Raw genomic sequence first — 23,706 nt, forward strand, 5'->3', positions numbered from 1 at the left:
TTCATCAGAATGTGTAGGAAGGCAGTCCTGCATGGTAACGACCATGCTGCATCTATCATGGAACATCCACAACATCGAGGTGGGCATATACGCCCTCAGTGATTAATTCAGTCATTGGCTAGGGCCACATCTGTAATGAGGTTCATCTGAATATCCCGGGACCCATCTTCCATCAGTAGTCTGAGGGTACGGGCAGGACGGTCCAGCCGAAGCACCTGACCGGTGTAACGGATATCATCATGTTCGTGAAACAAGGCAATGGTGACCTTATCTCCAAGCATCATCGAGTTGCTGAGTAACCGGGACATTTCTTCCGCCGCCTGGGCATCCAGGGATGGGCGGGTGCGGGGAGCAAGTTGTTCCTGATGAAGAATGTAGGCTTCCCGGTGTTCGGGGAGCATCATGCGTGAGGACTCGAAGATACCGTTTTGCTGTAATTTTTTACTCATTTATAATGACCTCCAATTTTATGAGAACGTTCATGGGCTTGCGCGGACGAGCAGAGGGAGGATGCCCGCATAATGGCGGTATCTCCGTACCTGCGCTTGATATCATCTGTCGCACGTTCCAGTTCTCTTTTGCGTTCGCGGTCATCGAACCAGGACAGCTGCACTTCGGAATCGGGTACAAGTCCGGTCAGTGACACGCTGATGCGGCGGATGGGTAATCCGTCCCAATGGCGCAGGAACAGAGCTGCTGCTGCATCGTATACTTCATCCGTAATGTTGGTGGGTTCATTTACCTTCATCTGGCGGGAGAAACCGGTTGGCCGATCATAATCCTGTCCGCGACATCCAACTGAGACGACATGGCCCATGAGTGATTTGTCCCGGGAACGTCGACTGACGAGTTCCGCCAGTTCAAGCAGTACCACCTTGATATCTTCCCAGGAGTCATAGTCCCGGGGTAGCGTCATCTGATGTCCGATGCCCTGCTGCTGATGAGCATATGTCCCGGGTTTGACCGGGGAATCATCGATACCGCGGGCGATACGCCATAATACCTCGCCATTCACACCCCAACGTTCTCTCAGTCGGGATAGTGGAGTCTGGGCCAGATCACCGATCGTATGGACCCCCATCTTATAGAGATGCTGCGCCATGCGGGAACCGACCATGAACATGTCTCGGACGGGCTTCTTCCAGATGGTGGACGGCAGATCTTTGCGAGGCAGCGTGCAGATGCCACTGGGGACTTTTTTGGCATACAGGTCACAAGCCATTTTACTGACAACTTTGGTATCACTGATACCAATGCGAATGTACACACCCGTCTCATCCATCACTCTGGATTGAATGCTGCGTGCAATGGTCTCGGGACTGCCGAACAGATCCAGACTTCCGGTGACATCGAGAAACTGTTCATCAATACTATAGGGTTCTACCAAATCGGTGTAAGACTGAAGGATGCGCGTAATATGAAGGGACACCCGAATGTACTCGGCCATCCGCGGGCGAACGACAACAACATCCGGGCATTTGGCGAGTGCTTCACCCAGTCGTTCTGCTGTTGTAATTCCATAGGACTTGGCGAGTGGACAGGCCGCAAGAATAATCCCCGAACGGCGCGCCGGATCTCCCGCAACAACGAGGGGGCGGTCTTTGTATTCGGGATGTGCAGACTTCTCCACACTGGCATAGAATGACTGGCAGTCAGCCAGCATGATGACACGTCTGTCTTGGCGGGACATAAGACTTCTCTCCTTATTCGTGATGCTGGGCTCTTCTGTGAAGCGTCGACTATCTTCATTTCAATATCGATAATTAACAGTTTATTTACAGTATGGAACAAGTGTTCTTGTTTTATAAGCATATCCGACAATTCGAAATGCGGCAACCGGAATTATTTTGCAAATTGGACACAATTATGGGTTGGCTATATTAGAGGCAGTAATTAGGAAATAAGATGTGCTTTTTTACATTTAATGTGAGAGATCTGTGACCTCTGGGCGATGACCGGGCGTTCATTCAGCTTTTTGTAAAAGAGTTATAAATGGGCACAGTCCTATAGAGGGGGACTGATGTCCTTTTTTCATTTTCTGCATTTTTCAGAAAACCTTGATGTGACGCGGAATATCGCTGATGCGTTATCGGACTATAGTATCAATTTTGTAATCTTTATGGTTAATACTGTAAAAATGGCCGCAACTTTAAAAAGTGACTCGCGTTTAATGGGGTATGTGATCAAACGACAAACGTTGCCTGTACCCGCGTTGCACATAACAATAAAGGTTCCAGAATTGCAGGATCAGCAGGGTATTCAAACCATACAATTCCAGCAAATATTAGTGTTCGGGGATCACATGTATCCCGGAGGCGTCCCGGTACCAGTTGATGGTCCTTTTTACGAATCATGGGCAGAATGTTCCATTTCATGTTTGCTTCCATCAGCCTAGTTACAAATGCAGAGTCTTAGCGCTATAGTGAGAACTACACCGCTGACATCTCTACCAAGCGGACATCCGAAGCGGAATGATTCGTAAACTTCAGGTTGGACCATTCGCTGTTGAAGCAGGATGCATATTAGAGAGGTGAGCAATCTAACGACATGAGCAGACAAAGACGAAGACGCTGGTTATTAACGGTGTTGACAGGCGCAGTGGTGGTGACCGGTGGGATATTTGCCGGATGGCACTATATGCAACCCAAGCTCGTTACGTACACAGCGGAGAACGGCACGGAGATGAAATTCAAGACCGATGGAGACCGGTTCATGGAATATGGGTCGGATGGAACGTGGAGGGAGATGTTCGTCAAAGGTGTCAACCTGGGCGCAACTTCACCCGGACATTACCCGGGAGAATTCCCGCTGACCAAAGAGGATTACTTGCGATGGTTCCAGCAGATTGAGGATCTGGGCGCCAATGTAATCCGGGTATACACGGTTCACGAACCGATTTTCTACTCCGCATTGGTCGAATATAACCGCGGCCGGGAGCAACCGTTGTATTTTATACAGGGCATATGGTCACCTGAAGAAGAGTTGATTGAGAAGCAGGATGCCTATGCGGCCCATATTGAGCAGACGTTCAAACAGGAGATTGAAAAGGCAGTATCTGCTGTCTATGGCGATGCGGACATTCCTGCCAAGCAGGGAGAGTCCAGCGGCAAATACAAAACAAATGCAGGAAAATACTTGATGGCCTGGCATGTGGGGACGGAATGGGACCCGGCGATGGTAGACAACACGAACGCAAAACATGCGGACGTACCGCAGTACAAGGGAGCTTATTTCTCGGCAAGTCCAGAAGCGTCACCGTTCGAGAACTGGCTTGCAGAACTGCTGGATCATACGGCGGTTCTGGAGAAGAAGTATGGATGGGAACATCCGATGACCTTCACCAACTGGGTAACGACCGATGTGCTGGATCATCCCGGTGAGCCACTGTATGAAGAGGATCTTGTCAGTGTGGATGCTCGGCATATTCAGCCGGAGGCGTGGCAGGGAGGTTATTTTGCAGCTTACCATGTGTACCCGTATTACCCGGATCTGTTCCATATCGATAAAACACTTCAAACGATCAAGGATGAGAACGGGGAATACAACACGTACAAAAGTTATCTGCGCAAGCTAAAAGCCGAGTTTACCGATATGCCTGTAATGATTACAGAGTATGGCGTACCCTCTTCTCTAGGTATTTCCCATCTGGGTATGGGAGGACGAAATCAGGGTGGACATAACGAAGTAGAGCAGGGAGATATTGACGCGTCATTGACGCAGGATATCTATGATGAAGGATACTCGGGAGCGATTTTGTTCATGTGGCAGGATGAATGGTTCAAAAAAACATGGAACACCATGCCACTGGAAATCCCGGCTGATCGCCGTGCATATTGGCTGAACGTGCTGACAAACGAGAAGATGTTTGGTCTGCTTGCCATGGACCCGGGTAAACAGGAACAGTTGACCATCGACGGATCACTGGATGATTGGCAGGACCTGAAGGATGAAGAAGTCACCACCTGGCAGGGCCAAGTGGATGGCATTCAGGAAATGAAGATGACCCATGATGAAGCCTATCTGTATATTGGGCTGACCTTGGATCAACCTTTTGACCCGGATCAGACGGTGCTGCGAATTGGCACAGATACACTTGCTGGAGGCAGTCAGCCTGATACGTTACTCCCGGGCCGGACGCTCAGTGATGGTCTTGAGACAGTGATTACACTGGGACAGGAAAAGGAATCTCAGGTGGAGATCGCCAAGGACTATGACTTTAACCAGCGACTGTATGGCAAGGAAGGATACGACATGCTGCCAGATCAGCAGTCCGATTCCTCAGATCCGTTCCACCCATGGAATCTGGCCGTCAGCCTGAGGATGACACCGCCGGATACCCGATCTGCTCATCCATTCATGAATGAAAAGGTCGGAACATTAAAACGGGGGACGACGGCTCCCGGTCAGTCCGATACGGATTCATTAACGGCATGGCAGTATAACGGCAATCAGGTGGAGATGCGAATTCCCTGGATGCTGCTTGGGTTCGGTGATCCAAGTTCGCTGCAAGCGATCAACTATGGACCGCTCAAGAATGGACGTGAGTTTTCCACAGTTGCTGTGGAAGGTGTTACCCTCATTCCATGGTTAACGGACCGTGCCACGAAGAACATATCCTGGCCTGGGGGTGAACAGACGACACTGGACCTGAAGACATTGCCGGTATATAGCTGGCAGCCTTGGGAGCAGGTGCAGTATAGTGAGCGGCTGAAGCTAAGCTACGAAAAAATGAAGAAGAGCTACGGGAAAATTCCTAGTTTTCAGATCGAATAAATGAGTATAAAGGAGGACCTTTTCACATGTTTCCAAGTTTGGCTTTGGCCTATCTGTTTTTGTACATCTGTATCGCACTTGTTGTTGTAGGCGTCATTATATTGTTTGCCATGAAAATGTCCCACAATGGCAAACGACGCAAGACGGCGTTTTATGAATTGAAGCAGCGTGACTACTTCACCTATCTACAAACAGCCTTGACGGAGAATAGTCCACTCAAATTACCACCAGGCAAACTGGCTCCGCTGGAACGCAGAGTCATTCAGGACAGACTGATTGAATGGATTGACCAGTTCAAGGGTGAATATCGCGACAAATTAATTGCACTATGCCGTGAAGCAGGATTCGTAGAGCATGATCTGAAGGAATTGGGCCGTTTGCGTTACGGTCGCCAGATCGATGCGGCGTATCGCTTGGGTGGCATGCGTTGTCCCGAAGCCGTTCCGGGTTTGATGGAATTGTTGAAGGATGAGAAACCAGGCCCGATGGCGATTATGATTGGTCGTTCCATCTCCAGATGTACGACCCGACAAGGTGAACTGAAAGACATGCTGGCATTACTGTTAACCAAAGGTAAGTCCATTCACCATCTGGCAGCAGATATTCTGCTTGAAACGAGTCTGGATACAAGCAGAATTCTAATCGAATTGCTGGAAGATCGGAACCCTGATTTTGTCAAGGTCGGACTGGTTGCCATGTGGGGTCAGGCTGTACCTGAAGTGATGCCTGCACTCGACAGGCTGGTAGGCGCAGAACATCAGGATGTGCGTGCCGAAGCCGTGAAGCTGTATCTGAGCGCAAGTCCGGCGCTCCGGGATGAGACGATTCTGAAGCTGATCCAGGATACCGACCCGGAGGTTCGGGCCGAAGTGGTACAAGTGCTCGGTTCAAAACATGCATCTGGCAGCATTCCGTTGCTGCGCAAAGCGCTGCGGGATGAAGACTGGAGAGTTCGTTATAACAGTGCGGAGAGTCTGAGCAAGCTTGGCGAGCCGGGATTCGAAGCGCTGTGTCAGGCTGCGGTCCAAGGTACAGGTGCTGAGCGCGAGATTGCGATGCAGCAGATTGAGAGTACCATGCAGCACACGAGAACTGAGGACAGAGCTGTAGAGCAGATGATTGCACATAACAAAAAAAGACTGCTCTACGATCGCTATTTTGGCCCTGTACGCGAGAACAGAACCAGCAAAAAACGTACAGGTGTCGCTACGGTAGGAGGGGATTACACTGCTTAGGGATCTATTATTAATCTACGGCATGGTCGCAATCTACTATGTTGTTTTTGTAAATACGCTCTATTTTTCCATCTTGGCCTTATCATTCCGTAACATCTGGACGATCTTCCGGCGGTCGCATTATTCCAAATACAATACGTTGTCCGGCTCGGAGCTGGTGCCTTCGGTTTCCCTGCTGGTGCCGGCATACAATGAGGAACTGACAATTATTGAAAATGTAAACTGCCTGATGACGCTGAATTATCCAACATATGAAGTCATTGTTGTGAATGATGGCTCCAGTGATGCCACGCTCAAGATCCTGTTGGATGAATATCGTCTGAAGCCAGTACCCAATACAAAGATTCGGGGCAAGATTGCCTGTCAGAAAATTCGCGGGATCTACCATAATCCGGAGTTCCCTGATCTGTATGTCATTGACAAGGAAAATGGCGGTAAGGCCGATTCTCTCAATGCTGGGATCAACTTGTCTCATTATCCGCTGATCTCTTCCATCGATGCCGATTCGTTGCTGGAGAAGGACGCCCTGATCCGCATGGCACGCATGTATATGGAGAATCCGGAAGAGACAGTAGCCATCGGTGGAGATGTACGAATTGCCAATGGCTGCAAAATTGAAAACGGGGCAGTGCAGGATGTGTCGCTGCCACGCAAGATTTGGCCCATGTTCCAGTCGATTGAATATCTCAAAGCCTTCCTGGGCGGACGGATTGGCTGGAGTCACATGAACGGTCTGATCATTGTCTCCGGTGCCTTCGGCATGTTCCGTAAGGACGCTGTTATCGCTGTAGGTGGATATCGGGATGGTTATCCTGGGGAAGACATGAACATCATCATCAAGCTCCACCGTTATATGCTGGAAAACAAATTGAAGTATCGCGTTGCCTTCTGCCCTGAGGCCGTATGCTGGACACAGGCACCGGATTCCTACCGGATCTTGTCCAGTCAGCGCAAGCGCTGGGGCCGCGGGAATCTGAAGAACATGCTGGAGAATCGAGGCATGCTGTTCAATCCCAAATACAAAGTGATGGGTATGGTAACGATGCCGTATAATGTCATTTTTGAAGCACTGAACCCGTATTTCCGAATTACCGGACTGCTGGCTCTCGCTGGATACGTCCTTCTGGATATGACCCAGTGGCCGATCCTGCTCCTGTTCGGACTGTTGAACTTCGTGAGTGGTTATCTGCTGAGTGTAGGCGCACTTGTCCTGGAGGAGATTGCGTTCAAACGTTACAACAAACTCTCCGATCTGGTCAAAATGCTGGTCTACTCCGCGCTGAAATTCGTGGGTTACCATCAGCTGGGCGTACTGTGGAGATTGCAGGGACATATACAGTTCATGCAAAACAACAACTCATGGGGGACCATGACACGCCAAAGCTGGTCCGAGGATGAGAAAAAAACAAGCGAAGCTGCTTGAGCAAAGAGATCATGGTAAGTTGCAGCAATTTGTATAGATAATCGAGGAGAAGGGTGGAAAAGAACATGCCAAATACGGCGACATTGCAGCGTGAGGCTGCCGTTAATGTGTACCGAAGTGTAGAACAGGGATTGAAGGAAACGGGTGCCGAAACATGCGGCTTAATGTTCATCCATTGTGCAGGAAACACTCAACCTGAGCAGCAGGTCAGGACACATCTGGAGCAGACGAGCGAGTCTGCATTCCAGGTGTGGAAGGATGGGGCGACACAGGCGATTGCCGTCCTGCTGCCAGGCTTGTCACTGGATGAGGTTCATTATGAAGGGCTCCGGATCAAGCATGAGCTGCAAGAGACCCTCCCCGGTGCCGATCCACAGATTACACTGGCCAGTTTCCCGGAAGGGGAGTGCCCTTCGAAGGCAACCATTCAGCATATGGCTGAATCCTCGAAGCTCGTAGATTCATCGGAGATTCATATCTACACGCTGGACAATACGGCGGACGAGCCGGAACGTATTTTGATTGTGGACAATGATCCGACGGTACGTGAATTTCTTCAATTGCGACTGAAGATGCAGGGATACGAAACCTATGAAGCTGTCGATGGACTGGCTGCACTGGAGTTGATCGAGAAGGTCACACCAGACTTGGTGCTTACGGAGCTGAATCTGTATGGCATCGACGGTCTGCCGTTCATCCATCATATCCAGAACCTGGAGATGAAGCAGCCACCCAAAATTGTCGTGTTGACCGAGCAGCGTGTCGAGCAGACGATCAGTCAATGCTTTGCGCGCGGAGTGGATGATTACATGACCAAACCGTTCTCACCTGTAGAACTGGATGCCCGAATCAGACGCTGCCTGCATTAGAAGATAGATTAGAGCAACAGACAACCATCTATTTACTTGGATTTTAAGCACCACCAAATACACTACCCGGAGGGAATATCATGGAGAATCAACAATTCCACACATTACTGAATGCGATTGAAAATAAAGAAGCTGTACTCGGCGTTGTCGGGCTCGGTTACGTAGGACTTCCACTTGCTGTGGAAATGGTCAATCAGGGGTTCACGGTAATCGGAATTGATCTGGATGCGTCCAAAGTAGAAAGTATCTATCAAGGAGATTCCTATATTCACGATATTTCGTCTGATGAGTTGAAAAAAGTCATGCAAAGCGGTCGTTTCCAGCCAACGACAGATTACAGCATGCTGCGTGTGATCGACGCACTCAGTATCTGCGTACCAACACCGCTTAGTGAGAATCAGGACCCGGATACGTCTTATATCGAGACCGTTGTGGATCAGATCAAACTGCATATGAAACCAGGCATGCTGATTACGCTGGAGAGCACCACTTATCCGGGTACCACAGAAGAACTGATCCAGCAGCAGCTGGATAAGATCGGACAAGAAGCAGGTAAAGACTACTTCCTCTGCTTCTCGCCTGAACGTGTGGACCCGTCCAACGGACGTTTCACAACATTTAATACGCCAAAAGTGATCGGGGGCACGACCGAAGCATGCCTGAAACTTGGAACAGCGTTATATAGCAAATATGTAGAAACGGTAGTACCGGTATCTTCACCAAAAGTGGCGGAGATGTCCAAACTGCTGGAAAACACATTCCGCAGCGTGAACATTGCCTTTGTGAATGAAATGGCGATGATGTGCGACCGCATGGGCATCGATATCTGGGAAGTTATTGATGCTGCGGCGACGAAACCATTTGGTTTCATGCCATTCTATCCAGGCCCAGGCATCGGTGGACACTGCATTCCGCTGGATCCAATGTACCTGTCATGGAAGGCCAAAGGTTTCCGTTTCTATAGCAAATTCATTGAGCTGGCACAATCCACCAATGACAACATGCCATATTATGTGCTGAACAAAACGTCAACGATCCTGAACGAATACGCCAAATCCGTACGTAAATCCAATATTCTGCTCCTCGGTATGTCGTACAAACCGAATATTGCCGACCTGCGTGAATCACCAGGACTGGAAGTGTATGAACTGTTCAAGGAAAGTGGAGCTAATGTAAGCTACTACGATCCACATGCGGATTCCTTCCAGGACAAACATGGGGAGACCGTACACAGCGAAGTGTTCAATCTGGAGCAGTTCAAGAAGTACGATTGCATCGTGCTGATCACCAACCACAGCGATTTGCCTTACTTTGATATTGCCGAGATGGGTGTACCGATTCTGGATACACGTAATGCATTCCGTACGTACACACATCCGCATATCTACAAAATTGGTCACTCGGTACAGCATCCTGTGCTTGAACCAAGTGAAGCGTTGCTCGTCTGAGGAAATATATGAGGCAACGGGGCAAACTGGTGGGGATGGCGAAATGGGCCATTCTGGCTGTGGTGTTGTGCCTGCTGCTTCTGTCCTGGATGTTTAAGTGGTTCTCCACCGAGGAACACAAAGCGACCTGGCTGTGGGACGCGTCCATTATTGCAGAGCAGACGCCGGAGATTATTGCTTTTTCCAAAGAACAGGGCGTGGATACCATCTTCCTGCAAATCCAGGATGAGGTGCCTGATGCAACCTACCGCCAATTCATTGCGGCTGCAGGGAAGGCTGAGATTGCAGTGCATGGACTTAATGGTCATGCAGACTGGGCCTATGAAGAGAAGCGGGATGAAGGTCTTGCTTTTATCGAGCGAGTACAAGCATACAATGCAGCTTCGGCCAAGAATGAACGCTTCCAAGGCATTCAACTGGATGTAGAGCCGTATCAGCTGAAGCGTTGGGAGAACGAGGAGAGCAGCGTTATTGCAGAGTGGCAGAACAACATGAAGGCCTGGACAAAAGCTGGCGAGGAAGCCGGACTGTACATGAGCGCTGCCATTCCGTTCTGGCTTGATGCCCGCCAGTCGGCTGAAGGTGAGGGTACATTCAGTCGCTGGGTCATCTCCCACTTCGATGCGGTCGCCATTATGGCGTACCGGGACAGTGGGCAGCAGATGTATGATCTGTCCAAGGAAGAACTGGACGAAGCGGATGATCTCGGCAAAAAAGTCTGGATTGGAGCGGAACTCGCGGATACACACGAGGGGGATCATCTGACCTTTTTCCGTAAACCGGTTAGCAATATGAATGAAGAGATGGCAAAAGTGTTTGATTTGGGTTCCTCTCATTCCTCTTTTGCAGGTGTGGCTGTGCATCATTATGAAGCATGGTATGCCAAGGAGAATGGTATTCCGCTTGCGCGCAAGGATGAGAAGAAGGAATAGCATGAAGTCAACTTAAAAAGTTCCTGGTTTCGAGTACGTGCGTCAAGACTATAGTATAGAAGGAAGGCAAGTCCCGGTTAGATGGGGCTTGCCTTTTTTGGTGGTGGATTTATATACATTGAATTAAGAAAATGTACACTTGCCACTCCGATGACAGAACAACCTTCTGATCGCTGTTAACCCCAGATTTTTTTGATTCCTTTTATAAAGGGTAAATCCGGGGATAAAGGGGAGTTTATGCTTACGAAGCAGCTTCCACAGAAAGCTTTTAGCTCCGCTTCTTCAGGTTATTTCTGTCCTCTGCGTTCTCGTGTAAATGTTTAGTTCAATTTATATATGGGTTTTGCAGCAATTTAATGTGCAGGATATTAAACTCAGAAGTCCATTGCAATTTGGTAGAGGCGACATCTTACACAACCGCACACAAGGCGTGGTACACGAGACTGAAAAAAATAGACTGGGGAGCGAAAGTTCGCTCCCTCATTCTTTCGTGCTCTCCGCTGTACGATAGCGATTAGGTGGCAAGCCGACTTGCTTTTTGAACGCTTTGGAGAAGGAGAACAAGTCCGGGTAACCTACGGAATGAGCCACTTCGGTTAAGCTTAGCTGCGTCTGCACGAGCAGACGTTTGGCCTGATCCATTTTCAATTGCTGGATATATTGCACAGGGGACAGACCATAGGCTTTGCGGAACTGTTTGGCAAAATGGGTCCGATCCACACCCGCATGAGCAGACACACCTTCCACGGAGATGCCGCCTGCAAAATGAATGTCCATGTATTCCTTGCCTTTCTGAAGCCAGGGCGTGGCCGAATCTGGTTGCAACCCTTTGGTTGCAGGGGAACGGGCTATCCGGTCAAAGAGACTTAGAAACCGGGTGAGTCGTCCCAGATCACTTGCTCCATCCTGCGGTTTACGAACATCCTCCATGAACGAGCGCATGGCACTTGCAGTCTCAGGAGTCAATACACCTGAACGGTACGGTGAGTCGGGTGTAAGTCCGATTCGAGACAACAGCTCGGCTGCGTATGCGCCGTCAAATGCAATAAATATTTTCTGCAACGTATGCTCCGGGTCCGTCCAGTATTCATGCGTAACATGGGGAAACAGACAGAATGCATCCCTGGCCCGAAGGGCATGACGTTGTCCGTCCTGTATGAATGTACCTTCCCCCTCCAGCACAAACAGCAAATAATGATAAGGTGTGGTACGAGGTCCAATATGATAGTTGGTCTTGGCTATATTGCGGCCAATGCGAATAGGCCAGGCGCCACCAGCTTTCTCGAATTCAGATGGCGTGAAGAAAATAATATCCAAAAACTCATGGTGGTCCTCCTTCATGCTCTCGGTCATCAGGAACACCTCTTTAATGTATATAAGTATCGTTTTTAAATCCTAAAAGTTTCACTTATAACCTATTATACAGGTGGGTTTTATACATATTCAAGATCGGCAAGACCTAAATCGGAGAAAAGACCACAAAATGACAAAATGAAATTGCCGCGAAATGACATTGATCACAGACAAATCAATTGATATGATGTCCATACCTATTAAACCAAGTTAATTAATCGGCATTTGGAGCTTTCATACGAATAAAATGATCAGAAATTAGGCGCACTTTAAAAATAAGCTTCAAGAGATGCCAACGTAGTGGAGGGGACGAAATCGATTCTGAAGAAGCGAAGCGGTCGCCTGAAAGCTTTCTGAAAGAAAGCTACATCGGAAGCATAAGCTATCCTTGAATTTTTACCTTTAAAAAGGAGAATCAAAAAAATCTGGAGATAACAGTGATCGTAAGAACGATTCGTGACCGGAACGGACAAGTGGCAGAACAGTGAAACTATTTTCAACATGGGACTTTATTTATGTCATAGAAGGGATTGACTTTTGTGAGCGAACAGGAAGAAATGAAGTTTGGATGGTTTTTGCCTACAGCAGGAGATGGGAAGTATGTGGGGGTTGCCCCGGAGCGGGAGCCGAGTCTGGATTATCTGATCGATGTGGCACAGACGGCGGAGAAGGCAGGATTCGAATTTGTACTGATTCCGACAGGGGGAGCCTGTCTGGACGCATGGGTGGTTGGCTCGGCAGTAATGAGTCACACGAAGACATTGCGTCCCCTTGTCGCCATTCGTCCGGGTTTGGTTACACCGGTGCTTGCTGCACGCATGGGAGCGGCATTGGATCAGCTATCTGGTGGTCGCGCCATGATCAATGTGGTGACAGGCAGTTCTGTTCGCGATCTGGAGGAACTTGGCGATCCACTCGCACATGCGCATGATGAACGGTATGTGCGGGCGAGCGAGTATATGGAAGTCATGAAGCGTTCATGGACCCAATCGACGGGGCTGAATCTGACGGAATTTGCTGGAAGTGGCTCAAACTCTGGCACAGACGCAACCGGCGATTCCAATCCTGAATTCAACGGCCAGTATTACAACTTCAAAGGACCAATAGGCATGCCGGAGACGGTGCAAAATCCGCATCCACCATTCTATTTGGGAGGCAGTTCACCGATTGCCAAGAAGGTCGCTGTTGAGCATGCGGATACATTCCTCATGTGGGGTGAGCCTCATGACTGGATTCAGGAGCAGATCGAAGAGATTGAGGTCATTCGTCAGCAAGTGAAAGAGGAAACGGGACAGGATCGTCAGCTCCGTTACGGCATGCGTGCTCAGGTGCTCATTCGGGATACCGAAGAAGAAGCATGGGCAGCAGCTTGGGAGATTATTAGCAAAGTACCACCAGAAGCGATTGAGAAAGCCAAGGCTGCTTTTGCCGAGACGGATGCAACCAACCAACGCAGACAGAATGAGCTACGGGAACTGTCCGAGAAGCAGCAGTTTGTCGTAGGTCCCAACCTGTGGACAGGCTTGTCCGTTGTGCGTTCCGGCGGTGCGATCCTGATTGTGGGTACAGCAGAACAGGTCGCAGAGCGCTTGATGGAATATGGAGATCTCGGCGTTACAACGTTCATTCTGTCCGGTTACCCGCATCTGGAAGAGGCCGAAATCTTCGGACGAACCGTGATGCCAATCATTCGCGAGAAATGGAAAACAAGACAGAAGCAGCATTCCGTTACTACTAATTAAGTTACTGTTACTACTAACTAAATAGGTTCAACTAATCTTTTTATACGAAAACGGAGAGGACAGAAATAACGTGAAGAAGCGAAGCGTTCGCCTTTATCTCCGGATTTTTCCCTTTATAAAAGGAAATCAAATAAATCTGGGGATAACAGCGATCGGAAGGTTATTCTGTCATCGGAGTGCGTTCAGTATAAACATTCTTTAGTTAACATATCAATCACCCTCAGGAGGTCGTCTTTCATGAAAAAAAATAAAAAATTAATCCTGCCGCTCGTCAGTATGCTGGTGATGTCCATCCTGTTGTCAGCTTGCGGCGGCGGGGATAACGCATCATCTGGTGAGAAAGGCTCCTCAGGTTCAGGCAAGGTTACGATCAGCTTCATGCACTGGCGTGGGGAAGATGTGGAAGCACTCAACAAGACCATTGACACATTTGAAAAAGAAAATCCAAACATCAACGTGGAGATGCAGACACTGCCCTCCGATCAATATCAGTCCACCGTTCAATCCAAAATCAGTGACGGTTCGGTAGGAGATGTATTTGCTTCCTTCCCGGGTGCACAATTCGAAGCTTTCACCAAAGCAGGATTGTTCACGGATCTGAGCGGATCATCGTTCCTGTCGGCCTACAATCCGAAGCTGATTGAAGCAGGACAGCACGATGGCAAGCAATATGCGATCCCGTATCAACTCGTATATAACGATCCCATCTATAATGTAAAACTGTTTGAACAATACGGCTTGACGCCACCAACCGATTGGGAAGGCTTTCTGGCCCTTTGCCAGAAGCTGAAGGACAATGGCATCATTCCGATTGCCTTTGCCGGAGCGGACATTGGCCCAGGGCAGTTCATGAATACAATGGTGATGAACAACGCACCAAGTGACGACATTTTTACCAAAGTTGAAGCAGGCGAAGCCAAACTCACTGATGAGTTCTGGGTGAAAACATTGACACAAATCAAGGAACTGAACGATAAAGGTTACTTCCAGCAGGATGCACTGGGTACGAAGGACCCTGCGGCCGGCGCACTGTTTATTCAAGAGAAAGCAGCGATGCTGGCAAGTGGATCATATCAATTGGCTCAGAACAAGCAGCAGAATCCAAATTTGGAGCAAAAACTGCTTGCGCCAATTACGGTAAGTGCAGATCAAGCGAAGTATGAAGGGGTGCATACGACCACATTTATGCTCGCAGTGAACAGCAAGTCGAAACATCCGGAAGAAGCGAAGAAGTTCATCGAATTCCTGAGCAATCCCGAAGTAGCGAGCGAATACGCCAACCAGACGGGACAGAATGTAACGGTGAATGATGTGAAGTACGATACGCCTGAGCTTCAGGTAGCCGGAGAATGGGCAAGCAAAAAGACCGTGTTCCAGCCACGGTTCACCATCCTGAACGGAGATAATCAAAAAGCAGTAACCAACTCCATTCAAGCCGTGCTGAGCGGTACTTCTCCAGAAGAAGCAGCACAGCAGGCACAAGCGATCATTGATCAGCATATCGGGAAATAAACGATGAAAAACCGTCTTCAGCTATCCCTGTTTCTGATTCCCGGGTTGCTGCTGTACGTTGGATTGTTCGTATTTCCTACATTGACGGGGCTGTTCTACTCCTTTACGGATTGGGACGGGGTATCCCCGTCGTATGCATTTGTAGGGCTGGATAATTACAAGGACAGTCTCAGCAGCATCGTATTCCGCAAAGCCTTTGGCAATAACGTAGAGTTCATGTTAACAGTTGTTATTGCACAAACCTTTATTTCACTTGTACTGGCCCTGCTGCTGGTACGCAATACCAAAACACGCATTGTGCTTCGGGCATTGTATTTCCTGCCTGCAATTCTGTCCTCCGTATCGGTCGGGCTGATCTGGGCTTTCATGTATGATCCATCTATTGGGTTGATCAACTACGGACTGAATGAAGCCGGGATGAGCAATATCGCCCGTAACTGGATTGGTGATCCCAAGATCGCCATCTATTCCATCGCTGCGGTTCAAGTCTGGGCCCATGCCGGACAGATGATGATCGTATTCATCGCAGGTCTGCAAGGCATCCCGGCAGAACTGTATGAAGCGGCTCGCATGGACGGCGGCAGCAAATGGCAGGTATTCCGTACCGTGACCTGGCCACTGCTGGCACCTTCGGCAACGATTGTTGTGGCCTATACGACGATTCAGTCGTTCAAGGCATTTGACCTCATTTTCACCATGACGGACGGAGGCCCGAATTACGCAACTGAAATTTTGACCACATATATCTATCATACCGCCTTTGGCAGCTACTCATTTGGTCTGGCTTCTGCTGGTTCAATGATCTTCCTGGTGTTGCTCGCGCTCTTGACGCTGTTGCAGTTCAAGGCACTGCGTGCCGACCGGGTAAGCTATTGAGGTTAATGCTGGATCATTCATCCTGCAACCGGGGCAGAAGGGAGTTCACATGTTTTTAAAATGGTTCAATCGCCTGATCTTATTGGTGTACGCGCTGCTGATTCTGGTGCCGCTATACTTTGTATTCGTATCTTCGTTTAAAACAAGCAGCAACTTTTTCACCAGTCCATTCAGCTGGCCAGACCCGTTTACGTGGGATAACATCACTGGCATGTTCCGCAACCAGCCGATGTGGCAATATTTCGGGAACAGTCTGGTCGTGACACTTGGTACGGTTGCCATTGAGCTGCTGCTCAGCAGCATGATTGCTTATGCCATTGTCCGTTGGGGCGGCAGCGTAGGTAAAATCGTATTTGCGCTGTTCGTGGCAGGCCTAATTGTTCCTTCCCAGGTGAGCATGCTGCCAATCTATTCCCTCACGCGTACACTCGGGTGGTCGGACAGTCTGACGGGCCTGATTGTCGTATCTGCCGCAATGCTCATGCCTGTCTCTGTGTTCATGCTGACAGGTTTCATGCGCATGCTTAATTCGGATATTCTGGAAGCAGGCAGTATGGATGGAGCAAGCGAATGGAGACTCTACACGCGGATTGCACTGCCACTGGCTACACCTTCGCTGGCAGCAACGGCTACGTTCCTGCTCGTCATGGTCTGGAATGATCTGCTTATTCCAATGTTGATGCTCAGCAGTAAGTCCAAGCTCACTTTACCGCTCGCGCTTATGCAGTTCCGCGGGGAATACGTGACGAACTATCCGATGATGCTTACGGGTGTGCTGGTCACGGCCATTCCGATGATCGTGTTGTTCCTGCTACTCCAGCGATACTTTGTTGCAGGTCTGACAGCGGGTTCACTCAAGGGGTGAGGTATCGCAGAAATCGGAAGGAAAAGCTTATTTTGCATTGATTTCTGGAGCATTCTGCATAATAATGATCTAGTGTCAGAATGACTACATAGAGATCAAGGGAGCTATAAGTGATGAGCAAACTGGAAGTATTGCGGAATCCCAAGCAGCGCAAGCTGCTGTTCAGTGCCGGCATGAGCTGGCTGTTTGATGCGATGGAAGTTGGCATGATCTCCTTTATCGTGGCTGCACTTGCCAAGGAATGGAGTCTCAGTCCCGGACAAGTCGGCGTGCTTACGAGTATTAACTCCATCGGTATGGCACTCGGTGCTTTGCTTGCAGGTGCACTTGCGGACCGTTTTGGACGGAAAGCGATTCTGATGTGGACCTTGCTAATCTTTACGATTGCAAGTGGTCTATCTGCACTGGCGACTGGATTCGCCGTGTTGTGTGCACTGCGTCTGGTTGCGGGTATTGGACTGGGCGGAGAGTTGCCTGTAGCATCCACACTGGTATCGGAGTCGATGCCTACAGCGGAACGTGGACGTGCCGTTGTATTATTGGAAAGTTTCTGGGCTGGGGGCTGGATTGTATCGGCGCTCATTGCCAACTTTGTCATCCCGGAGTACGGATGGAGAATTGCCTTTGCCATCGGTGCACTTCCGGCGTTCTATGCACTGTATCTGCGTCGTGCCATTCAGGACCCGCCGCGCTACAAGAATCATACCAAGCTTCATAAAATCACGTTCCGCGAGAAAGTGGCTACCGTCTGGTCAGCACCACATCGCCGTACAACGTTGATGCTCTGGATTTTGTGGTTTACCGTCATTTTCTCTTATTATGGAATGTTCCTGTGGTTGCCTTCGGTTGTAATGGCAAAAGGATTTACGTTGGTTAAAAGCTTCCAATACGTGCTGATCATGACAATCGCACAGTTGCCAGGTTACTTCACCGCGGCGTACTTCATTGAACGTTACGGTCGCAAGTTTGTACTTGTGGTGTATCTTACGTTGACTGCGTGCAGTGCGATTGCATTCGGACTGGCAACAACGGAAGCGACGATCCTGGCCGCAGGAATCTGTCTGTCCTTCTTCAATCTGGGAGCCTGGGGTGGTCTGTACGCCTATAGCCCGGAATTGTATCCGACTTCTGTTCGTTCGACAGGTGTGGGGCTTGCCACATCCGTTGGCCGGATCGGTGGCGTACTTGCCCCATTAATGGTTGGTATGCTGGTTCAGCGTGAAGTGGCCATCAGCCTGATTTTCACGATTTTCTTCGTGACGATCCTCATTGGCGCTGCCGCTGTACTGTTCTGGGGCCGGGAAACGAAGGGGCAAGAACTTGCTGAGTAATTGTCAATAAATACAACGCAACTTTTGTACGGGTCTGCCTGCCTACGAAAATGAGGGCTGGATAAGCGGGATATGGTTGATACAAGAAGGGGCATGACCATGGTGTGACCATGGGCTCATGCCTCTTTTTGTTATGTTCAGCGTCGTTTTTTCACTGCGTCATCGGTCCGATAGACTTCATTTTTTCTATATCCTATAATGACACTCGGGATGTAGAGCCGTGAGGATTCAGGGGAAAGAAGTGGGATCTGGATTCAGAAAAGTGGAGGTAAATGGAATGATGAACAAGTATAAACAGATGGCAAAAATGAATGAAAAGATTCGTGCGAATAGCATAAATGGAAGTCGTAATAAAGTGATTGACATGGTGCGTGAACATATGAATAACGACATACATGTAGCGGACCGCGATAATAACAGTAATGGACGTAGTGAGATAAACGGAATGTATGATGTGTATGTTGTGGATGAAAGTAAACCCATGAAAGAGATGGAGGGCACCAATAATATGAATAACATGACGATTACGAGAAATATGGAGTATACAAGGAGCGAGAATACACGGATTAGAGCTGGTAATACGAATGAAGGATCTGATGCGCGGTCGATTGCTCACACTATGGAACCTATCACGGTCAGTCGGAAAATCACTCATGGGAAGGGGAGAACTGCTGGCAAAAGAGCAGGGCGGGTCAGCATGCTACTCGGTGCCTGCGCATTGACGCTGGGATTGACCGTGGCAGCGCCTTCTGCGGGAGCGCAGAAGCTGGAACAGGGCGTTCGCAGTGAGCATGTGCTGCAATTGCAGGAGCAATTGAGCGACTTGGGATACTTTGATGCCGGATTGACCGGATATTACGGAAAAATTACCAAAACCGCTGTCCGCAAGTTCCAGCAGGCACAGGGACTGAGTGCAGATGGCGTTGCAGGTCCCGCGACGCTGAACAGATTGAACAAAAAGGCCAAAGCCGAAGGCGAGACGCTACGCCAGTTGGCGAAGTTGATCCATGGTGAAGCGCGCGGGGAATCTTTTGAAGGGCAAGTCGCTGTAGGGGCTGTTGTCATGAATCGTGTGCATTCGGATTTATTCCCATCATCGATCTCGAAGGTCATTTTCCAGAAAGGGCAGTTCACGGCTATTGACGATGGACAGTTCAATACCAAGCCGACGGCGACTTCTTATAAGGCAGCACGCAAAGCATTAAATGGTGTTGATCCGACGAATGGAGCGCTGTATTATTACAATCCGAAGATTGCCACTTCGGTGTGGAGTAAGAGCAGGCCAACGCTTCTGACCATTGGGCAGCATGATTTTACGAGATGAGATAGTTTGAGTTATTAAATAGATCAAAGGCATCCTTTTAATAAAACAAGAAAACCCGGCTGTATGCTGCTTCTCTGCAGTTACGTGGCCGGGTTTAATAATTATTCTGTCGTGGAGAAATGGTATCTTAGCATTGAAGCAATTATAAGTTTAATATTACTTCTGAATCGTGAAAGGAATATTCAACGAAGTAGGCTCTACAATGGTTTCTCCAGTGTCATAGTCATAGATTCTATTAAAAACCAATTCAACGGATTCCAGCTTGTCAGGGTCATCGGTATATACCAAACCGTAATTCGTATTATCAATAACTACGCCATCATACTGATTATAGACATATGATTTTCTCATAAAATTGCGATTTGCGGAGATCGGCTTTCCCGTGTTTGGATGAACGGAGTTTAAGCCGTAAAAACCGATATTCTGATCCGTAGTATTTTCAACAGTGTAGAGAATATTAATATAAGTGATCTTGGAACCGATATCTTCTCGATTTAGAATGGAAATGTTTTTCTGTGAATCTTCAGGAATGTCACTGGCCTCTAATAATTGGGCATGAACAATATGAATGGTTAGTGGGCCACGTTCAAAACGTGTATTCAGGGGCACAGACTTTAGTAATTTCAGATTCCCGCCATAATCAAATATTCCTGTCTCTCCAGGTTTTGATAGTATCGGTGACACAACACTTTCAAATAGCTTGTTCTGAAGATTGCTGGCGGCCTGCTCGAATTGATCGAGTTCTGGCTCCCATCCCTTATAATTGCGTTCGGAGCGGAAAGGTTCTAAACCGGTTTCCATGACTTGTTCAGGGGAAGCATCCATAGGCTGTATTTGGTTGATTTCTAGTTGTGTAGAAGTTGCATAATTTGAGCTGCCTGAGCTGCCCAGAAGTGTGATAGCGAGCAGTAATTGAACAATAAACATAGGATGAGACACCCTTTCTCTCTAACAATATAATTAAATAAGATCATCAAGCCACCTAGTTGTTATCTGAAAATAACATGACCTGATATGGTATTCGTGGAATAGATTTACGGTCAAAGTAATAATAATCATAGCAAAATGGAGTATTGAGATAATGAGAATAACGACCTAACTTCAGGTAATAGAAGATTGACGAGTGGATATAGTGATTTAGATATAAGGAACCATGCGACAAAGTGGGGATTTCTGTTCGGTAAGGACCAGGGGCAGTTATGAGTGGATACATAGAACCATTTTAGAAGAATAACAATGAGATTTATCGGAGTAACAGATCGAACAGATTCTACAGGCTAGATCGATTGTGTTAGAATATAGGAATTATGGAAGTTGGAGGATTGCAGTGGGAATACATAATAAGTTAAGTGGAATTAGAGTCAAAAATCAATCAACTACTAAACAAAAAGCTCTCTCAATTGTAAGAGCGATAACGATCGGAGTAATTTTAGGTTTAGCAGCAAAGCTTGTGGATGCTCAGGGAGTTCACCCCGTATTTGACGCGATTGGTGGGCGTCTAGGTATTTGGATTTTTGTTGCCACACTTATATCTGTTTTTAGTCATTCGCCTAAATTAGCAGCAGTTAAGATATGCTCTTTTTTTGTTTCACTGCTAACCGTGTATTATCTATACACCGTGTTTTTTCTACATTTCGTTCCAATGAGAGAAATTGTTTTTTGGGGGATGTGTGCAGTAGTATCTCCAGTGTGCGCTTATGTGATGTGGTATGCACGTGGCAATGGATCTGTATCTAGTCTAGTTTTAGCTCTTCCACTCACAGCACTATTGTCCGAAGGGTATCAATTACGAGTCGCTTATTTGCCAGTGCATACTCATTATTATTTGATCCCAATACTTATGGGAATATATCTGATCATGGTCATTGTTTTACTATTTATTGTTCCTACGAGCAGACTTAAATTTTTTATTATACTACCAATATCTATAATGTTGTCTTTCATCATAATATATTTCAATGTTCTACGGCGGTTATTCGGTGGCTTGAATGGAGTGTTTTAAATCACTTTAGAGATTGTCAAACCAAGTGCCACATTTCCTCTGAGAACGATTTATAAGGGGTTTTCCAGCACGTAGGCATCTGGTCGTACACTACTGATCTCATTGTTAAATAGAAGGAGTGTCATATTTGAGAAAAAGATTATTTATAGGTTTATTATTGATTACAATAATCATTCTGGTGTTTTTTATGATGAAAGATCCGGTTCCCGTAGAAACTAGCAGGCATGTAAAATCTGTTGAACTAAAAGGTAATGTGTGCTTAGTTACCGTCAATAACCTTCAAAAGTCTACAGAGAGTACTCAAACAGAACATAAGTCATGCACAAATTTAAAAGAAGGAGATGCAATAAGCTACCAATCTCTAAATCAAGGTAAGTATTTACAGATCGTTTCAATTAATAAAGAACTAACAAGAGATCCTCTGTCAGGCTCAATAACTAAGAAGTTTGAGGAGGGTAGAAATATGTATATCTCCGTTGAATTACCTGGTGTAGGGGAAGAAATCTTCTTAATAGATAAATCGGACTGGAGAACAGTCAACATTAAATCGGATATTACTTTTTACTTGGATATTTGGGGACTTCCTATTCATTTAATTTAAGTCTATTGTCCAAACAATACATATCTGAAGACTCACCAGTTGCTGAAAGAAGGTATACGGCTACACAAAATGATAAAAGGGAGGTTTAGAAACATGGATAAAAGTACATTACTTGAACTCTCAAAGAAATTAGATTGTCAGTATGAAATAGGGATATGGTCCGAAACAATGGATTTTATGGAACGCCAAGAAAACGTTGAGAGTTTCTCTTTGTTTTTTAAAGAAGAACAATATAATTTGAGGATTCAGCTTAGAGAACTCAATAGAGTGACTACTAAAGAGATTTTCAATTCTTTAGTTCAATTTCTCCAATATAATTCAACGTTTTATGTAAGGGAAGATCACTTAGATGCTATACACTTTTATTTTCTTTCTTCAACAGATGCTTACAAAGCATTCATATTTCATGTTGTTATCAACTAATATTGTGAGACTAATATTACTTGAACTGGGGATGAGAAAAGATGAAACAATGGATGATCCATATAATACAACTTATATTATTAATTTCTTGTAGCACGAATGCTGAGGTAGACTCTGATAAAGAAAGAAGTAGTAATGGTTTGATTGGGGGAACAATGTATCAGGTTGAAAGCGATAAGTATTCCCATAATAATATTAGTATAGTTTATCCAAAGATAGTTGATTTTCCTAATAAAAAATATGTAGAGAATATTAATGTATTGATTGGAGAAGAAGCTAAGAGAATAATTAATCTATATCCACAAGAGAAAGATAACCTTGATATTAATTATCGAATTATGCTAAAAAGTAACGAATTAATTAGTATTCAATACTACGGTTCAGGATTTACTGAAGGAGCAGCCTATCCTTTGAATGTTTTTTACACATCGAATATTGATCTGAATAAAGGAACAAGAGTTAAATTAATGGATTTAATTGAGATTAACGAAGCTTTCGTAAAAGAGTTTAAGGAGGGAAAATACAAAAGTTATGATGGAAATTTAGATTTGTTTGATCATGGAGTCAATGAAGAAATCTTGAGTGGATATAATAGTGAAGATTTACTAAATTATCTTAAACACTCAGATGAATTGGATCAATTAAATGAATCAGGAACATTTAGCTATATTACTCCAGATTCTATTGGAATAAGTATTTCGATTCCACATGCGCTTGGCGATCATTTAGAAATGGAAATTAGTTTTTCGAATTTGATTAATAACATTAAAGAGGAAAATAAATTAATGTTGCAAAGTATAGGTGAGGAATAGAAAGAATATATAATTCTAACTACATGGGGGAATATGTCGAGGGACAAAATGTGGTCTTTTAAAATTCGCTAATTTAAATTTAAAGATAAGTAAGGTGTTCAAATATGATAATAAAATGTATCAATAAAGAAGGTAGTAATCTTGCAGAGAGCAGGATAACCTAAAGACTACACATCACTTTCACT

General features: G+C 46.7%; 21 protein-coding genes. 16 read left to right on the plus strand and 5 right to left on the minus strand.

Annotated features, from left to right (window positions below):
- Window positions 1-107 precede the first annotated feature (107 nt).
- The 3 genes from ACE3K2_RS02080 to ACE3K2_RS02090 all read right to left on the minus strand — a co-directional run bounded on the left by ACE3K2_RS02080 (window position 108) and on the right by ACE3K2_RS02090 (window position 2,375).
- A complete protein-coding gene (locus ACE3K2_RS02080) occupies window positions 108-449 on the minus strand; it encodes a YolD-like family protein (protein WP_421886111.1) in 342 nt (113 codons plus the stop codon).
- Entirely contained in the window at window positions 446-1,690 is a 1,245-nt protein-coding gene (locus ACE3K2_RS02085; protein ID WP_421886114.1) for a DNA polymerase IV, read from the minus strand. The genes ACE3K2_RS02080 and ACE3K2_RS02085 overlap by 4 nt, the downstream gene beginning before the upstream one ends.
- A 493-nt stretch (window positions 1,691-2,183) precedes the next feature.
- A complete protein-coding gene (locus tag ACE3K2_RS02090; RefSeq protein WP_421886117.1) occupies window positions 2,184-2,375 on the minus strand; it encodes a hypothetical protein in 192 nt (63 codons plus the stop codon).
- A gap of 172 nt (window positions 2,376-2,547) precedes the next feature.
- Between ACE3K2_RS02090 and ACE3K2_RS02095 the strand changes: the two genes are divergently transcribed.
- From ACE3K2_RS02095 to ACE3K2_RS02120, 6 genes are all read left to right on the plus strand, one after another.
- Complete coding sequence (locus ACE3K2_RS02095; RefSeq protein WP_421886120.1) at window positions 2,548-4,773, plus strand: hypothetical protein; 2,226 nt, start codon at window positions 2,548-2,550, stop codon at window positions 4,771-4,773.
- A 26-nt stretch (window positions 4,774-4,799) separates the two neighbouring features.
- The gene (locus ACE3K2_RS02100) at window positions 4,800-6,008 is read left to right on the plus strand and encodes a HEAT repeat domain-containing protein (protein WP_421886122.1); all 1,209 of its coding nucleotides are present in this window, start codon (window positions 4,800-4,802) and stop codon (window positions 6,006-6,008) included.
- Window positions 6,009-6,030: 22 nt separating this feature from the next.
- Window positions 6,031-7,431: a glycosyltransferase family 2 protein gene (locus ACE3K2_RS02105; protein WP_421886125.1), complete on the plus strand. Its 1,401-nt coding sequence runs from the start codon at window positions 6,031-6,033 to the stop codon at window positions 7,429-7,431.
- A 65-nt stretch (window positions 7,432-7,496) separates the two neighbouring features.
- Window positions 7,497-8,300 (plus strand): response regulator, encoded by an 804-nt coding sequence (locus ACE3K2_RS02110; protein WP_421886128.1) that lies wholly within the window; start codon window positions 7,497-7,499, stop codon window positions 8,298-8,300.
- Window positions 8,301-8,380: 80 nt separating this feature from the next.
- Entirely contained in the window at window positions 8,381-9,748 is a 1,368-nt protein-coding gene (locus ACE3K2_RS02115) for a nucleotide sugar dehydrogenase (protein ID WP_421886131.1), read from the plus strand.
- An 8-nt stretch (window positions 9,749-9,756) separates the two neighbouring features.
- Entirely contained in the window at window positions 9,757-10,680 is a 924-nt protein-coding gene (locus ACE3K2_RS02120; protein WP_421886135.1) for a hypothetical protein, read from the plus strand.
- 480 nt (window positions 10,681-11,160) lie between these two features.
- On the opposite strand, the gene ACE3K2_RS02125 is transcribed toward ACE3K2_RS02120, so the two are convergent.
- The gene (locus tag ACE3K2_RS02125) at window positions 11,161-12,033 is read right to left on the minus strand and encodes an AraC family transcriptional regulator (protein ID WP_421886138.1); all 873 of its coding nucleotides are present in this window, start codon (window positions 12,031-12,033) and stop codon (window positions 11,161-11,163) included.
- Between the two features lie 557 nt (window positions 12,034-12,590).
- Here ACE3K2_RS02125 and ACE3K2_RS02130 point away from each other — a divergent pair.
- The 6 genes from ACE3K2_RS02130 to ACE3K2_RS02155 all read left to right on the plus strand — a co-directional run bounded on the left by ACE3K2_RS02130 (window position 12,591) and on the right by ACE3K2_RS02155 (window position 19,683).
- Window positions 12,591-13,775: an LLM class flavin-dependent oxidoreductase gene (locus tag ACE3K2_RS02130; protein WP_421886873.1), complete on the plus strand. Its 1,185-nt coding sequence runs from the start codon at window positions 12,591-12,593 to the stop codon at window positions 13,773-13,775.
- Between the two features lie 237 nt (window positions 13,776-14,012).
- The gene (locus ACE3K2_RS02135; RefSeq protein ID WP_421886141.1) at window positions 14,013-15,287 is read left to right on the plus strand and encodes an extracellular solute-binding protein; all 1,275 of its coding nucleotides are present in this window, start codon (window positions 14,013-14,015) and stop codon (window positions 15,285-15,287) included.
- A 3-nt stretch (window positions 15,288-15,290) separates the two neighbouring features.
- Window positions 15,291-16,163 carry a carbohydrate ABC transporter permease gene (locus ACE3K2_RS02140; RefSeq protein ID WP_421886144.1) on the plus strand — a complete coding sequence of 291 codons (873 nt, stop codon included), beginning with the start codon at window positions 15,291-15,293 and terminating at the stop codon, window positions 16,161-16,163.
- A gap of 49 nt (window positions 16,164-16,212) precedes the next feature.
- Window positions 16,213-17,028 carry a carbohydrate ABC transporter permease gene (locus tag ACE3K2_RS02145; RefSeq protein WP_421886147.1) on the plus strand — a complete coding sequence of 272 codons (816 nt, stop codon included), beginning with the start codon at window positions 16,213-16,215 and terminating at the stop codon, window positions 17,026-17,028.
- A 113-nt stretch (window positions 17,029-17,141) separates the two neighbouring features.
- Entirely contained in the window at window positions 17,142-18,359 is a 1,218-nt protein-coding gene (locus ACE3K2_RS02150; RefSeq protein ID WP_133385462.1) for an MFS transporter, read from the plus strand.
- Between the two features lie 697 nt (window positions 18,360-19,056).
- Window positions 19,057-19,683: a cell wall hydrolase gene (locus tag ACE3K2_RS02155; protein WP_421886876.1), complete on the plus strand. Its 627-nt coding sequence runs from the start codon at window positions 19,057-19,059 to the stop codon at window positions 19,681-19,683.
- 156 nt (window positions 19,684-19,839) lie between these two features.
- On the opposite strand, the gene ACE3K2_RS02160 is transcribed toward ACE3K2_RS02155, so the two are convergent.
- Window positions 19,840-20,610 (minus strand): hypothetical protein, encoded by a 771-nt coding sequence (locus tag ACE3K2_RS02160; protein ID WP_421886150.1) that lies wholly within the window; start codon window positions 20,608-20,610, stop codon window positions 19,840-19,842.
- A 400-nt stretch (window positions 20,611-21,010) separates the two neighbouring features.
- Here ACE3K2_RS02160 and ACE3K2_RS02165 point away from each other — a divergent pair, with 400 nt between their 5' ends.
- The 4 genes from ACE3K2_RS02165 to ACE3K2_RS02180 all read left to right on the plus strand — a co-directional run bounded on the left by ACE3K2_RS02165 (window position 21,011) and on the right by ACE3K2_RS02180 (window position 23,521).
- Window positions 21,011-21,685, plus strand: a complete 675-nt coding sequence (locus ACE3K2_RS02165) for a hypothetical protein (RefSeq protein ID WP_421886153.1) — start codon at window positions 21,011-21,013, stop codon at window positions 21,683-21,685.
- A 127-nt stretch (window positions 21,686-21,812) separates the two neighbouring features.
- Window positions 21,813-22,286, plus strand: coding sequence for a hypothetical protein (locus ACE3K2_RS02170; protein WP_421886156.1), 474 nt, complete (start codon window positions 21,813-21,815; stop codon window positions 22,284-22,286).
- A 93-nt stretch (window positions 22,287-22,379) separates the two neighbouring features.
- Entirely contained in the window at window positions 22,380-22,709 is a 330-nt protein-coding gene (locus ACE3K2_RS02175) for a hypothetical protein (RefSeq protein WP_421886159.1), read from the plus strand.
- Between the two features lie 41 nt (window positions 22,710-22,750).
- On the plus strand, window positions 22,751-23,521 hold the full coding sequence (locus tag ACE3K2_RS02180) for a hypothetical protein (RefSeq protein WP_421886162.1): 771 nt from the start codon (window positions 22,751-22,753) through the stop codon (window positions 23,519-23,521).
- Window positions 23,522-23,706: the final 185 nt, after the last annotated feature.

It is taken from the genome of Paenibacillus sp. (assembly GCF_048976745.1).
GTDB lineage: Bacteria > Bacillota > Bacilli > Paenibacillales > Paenibacillaceae > Paenibacillus.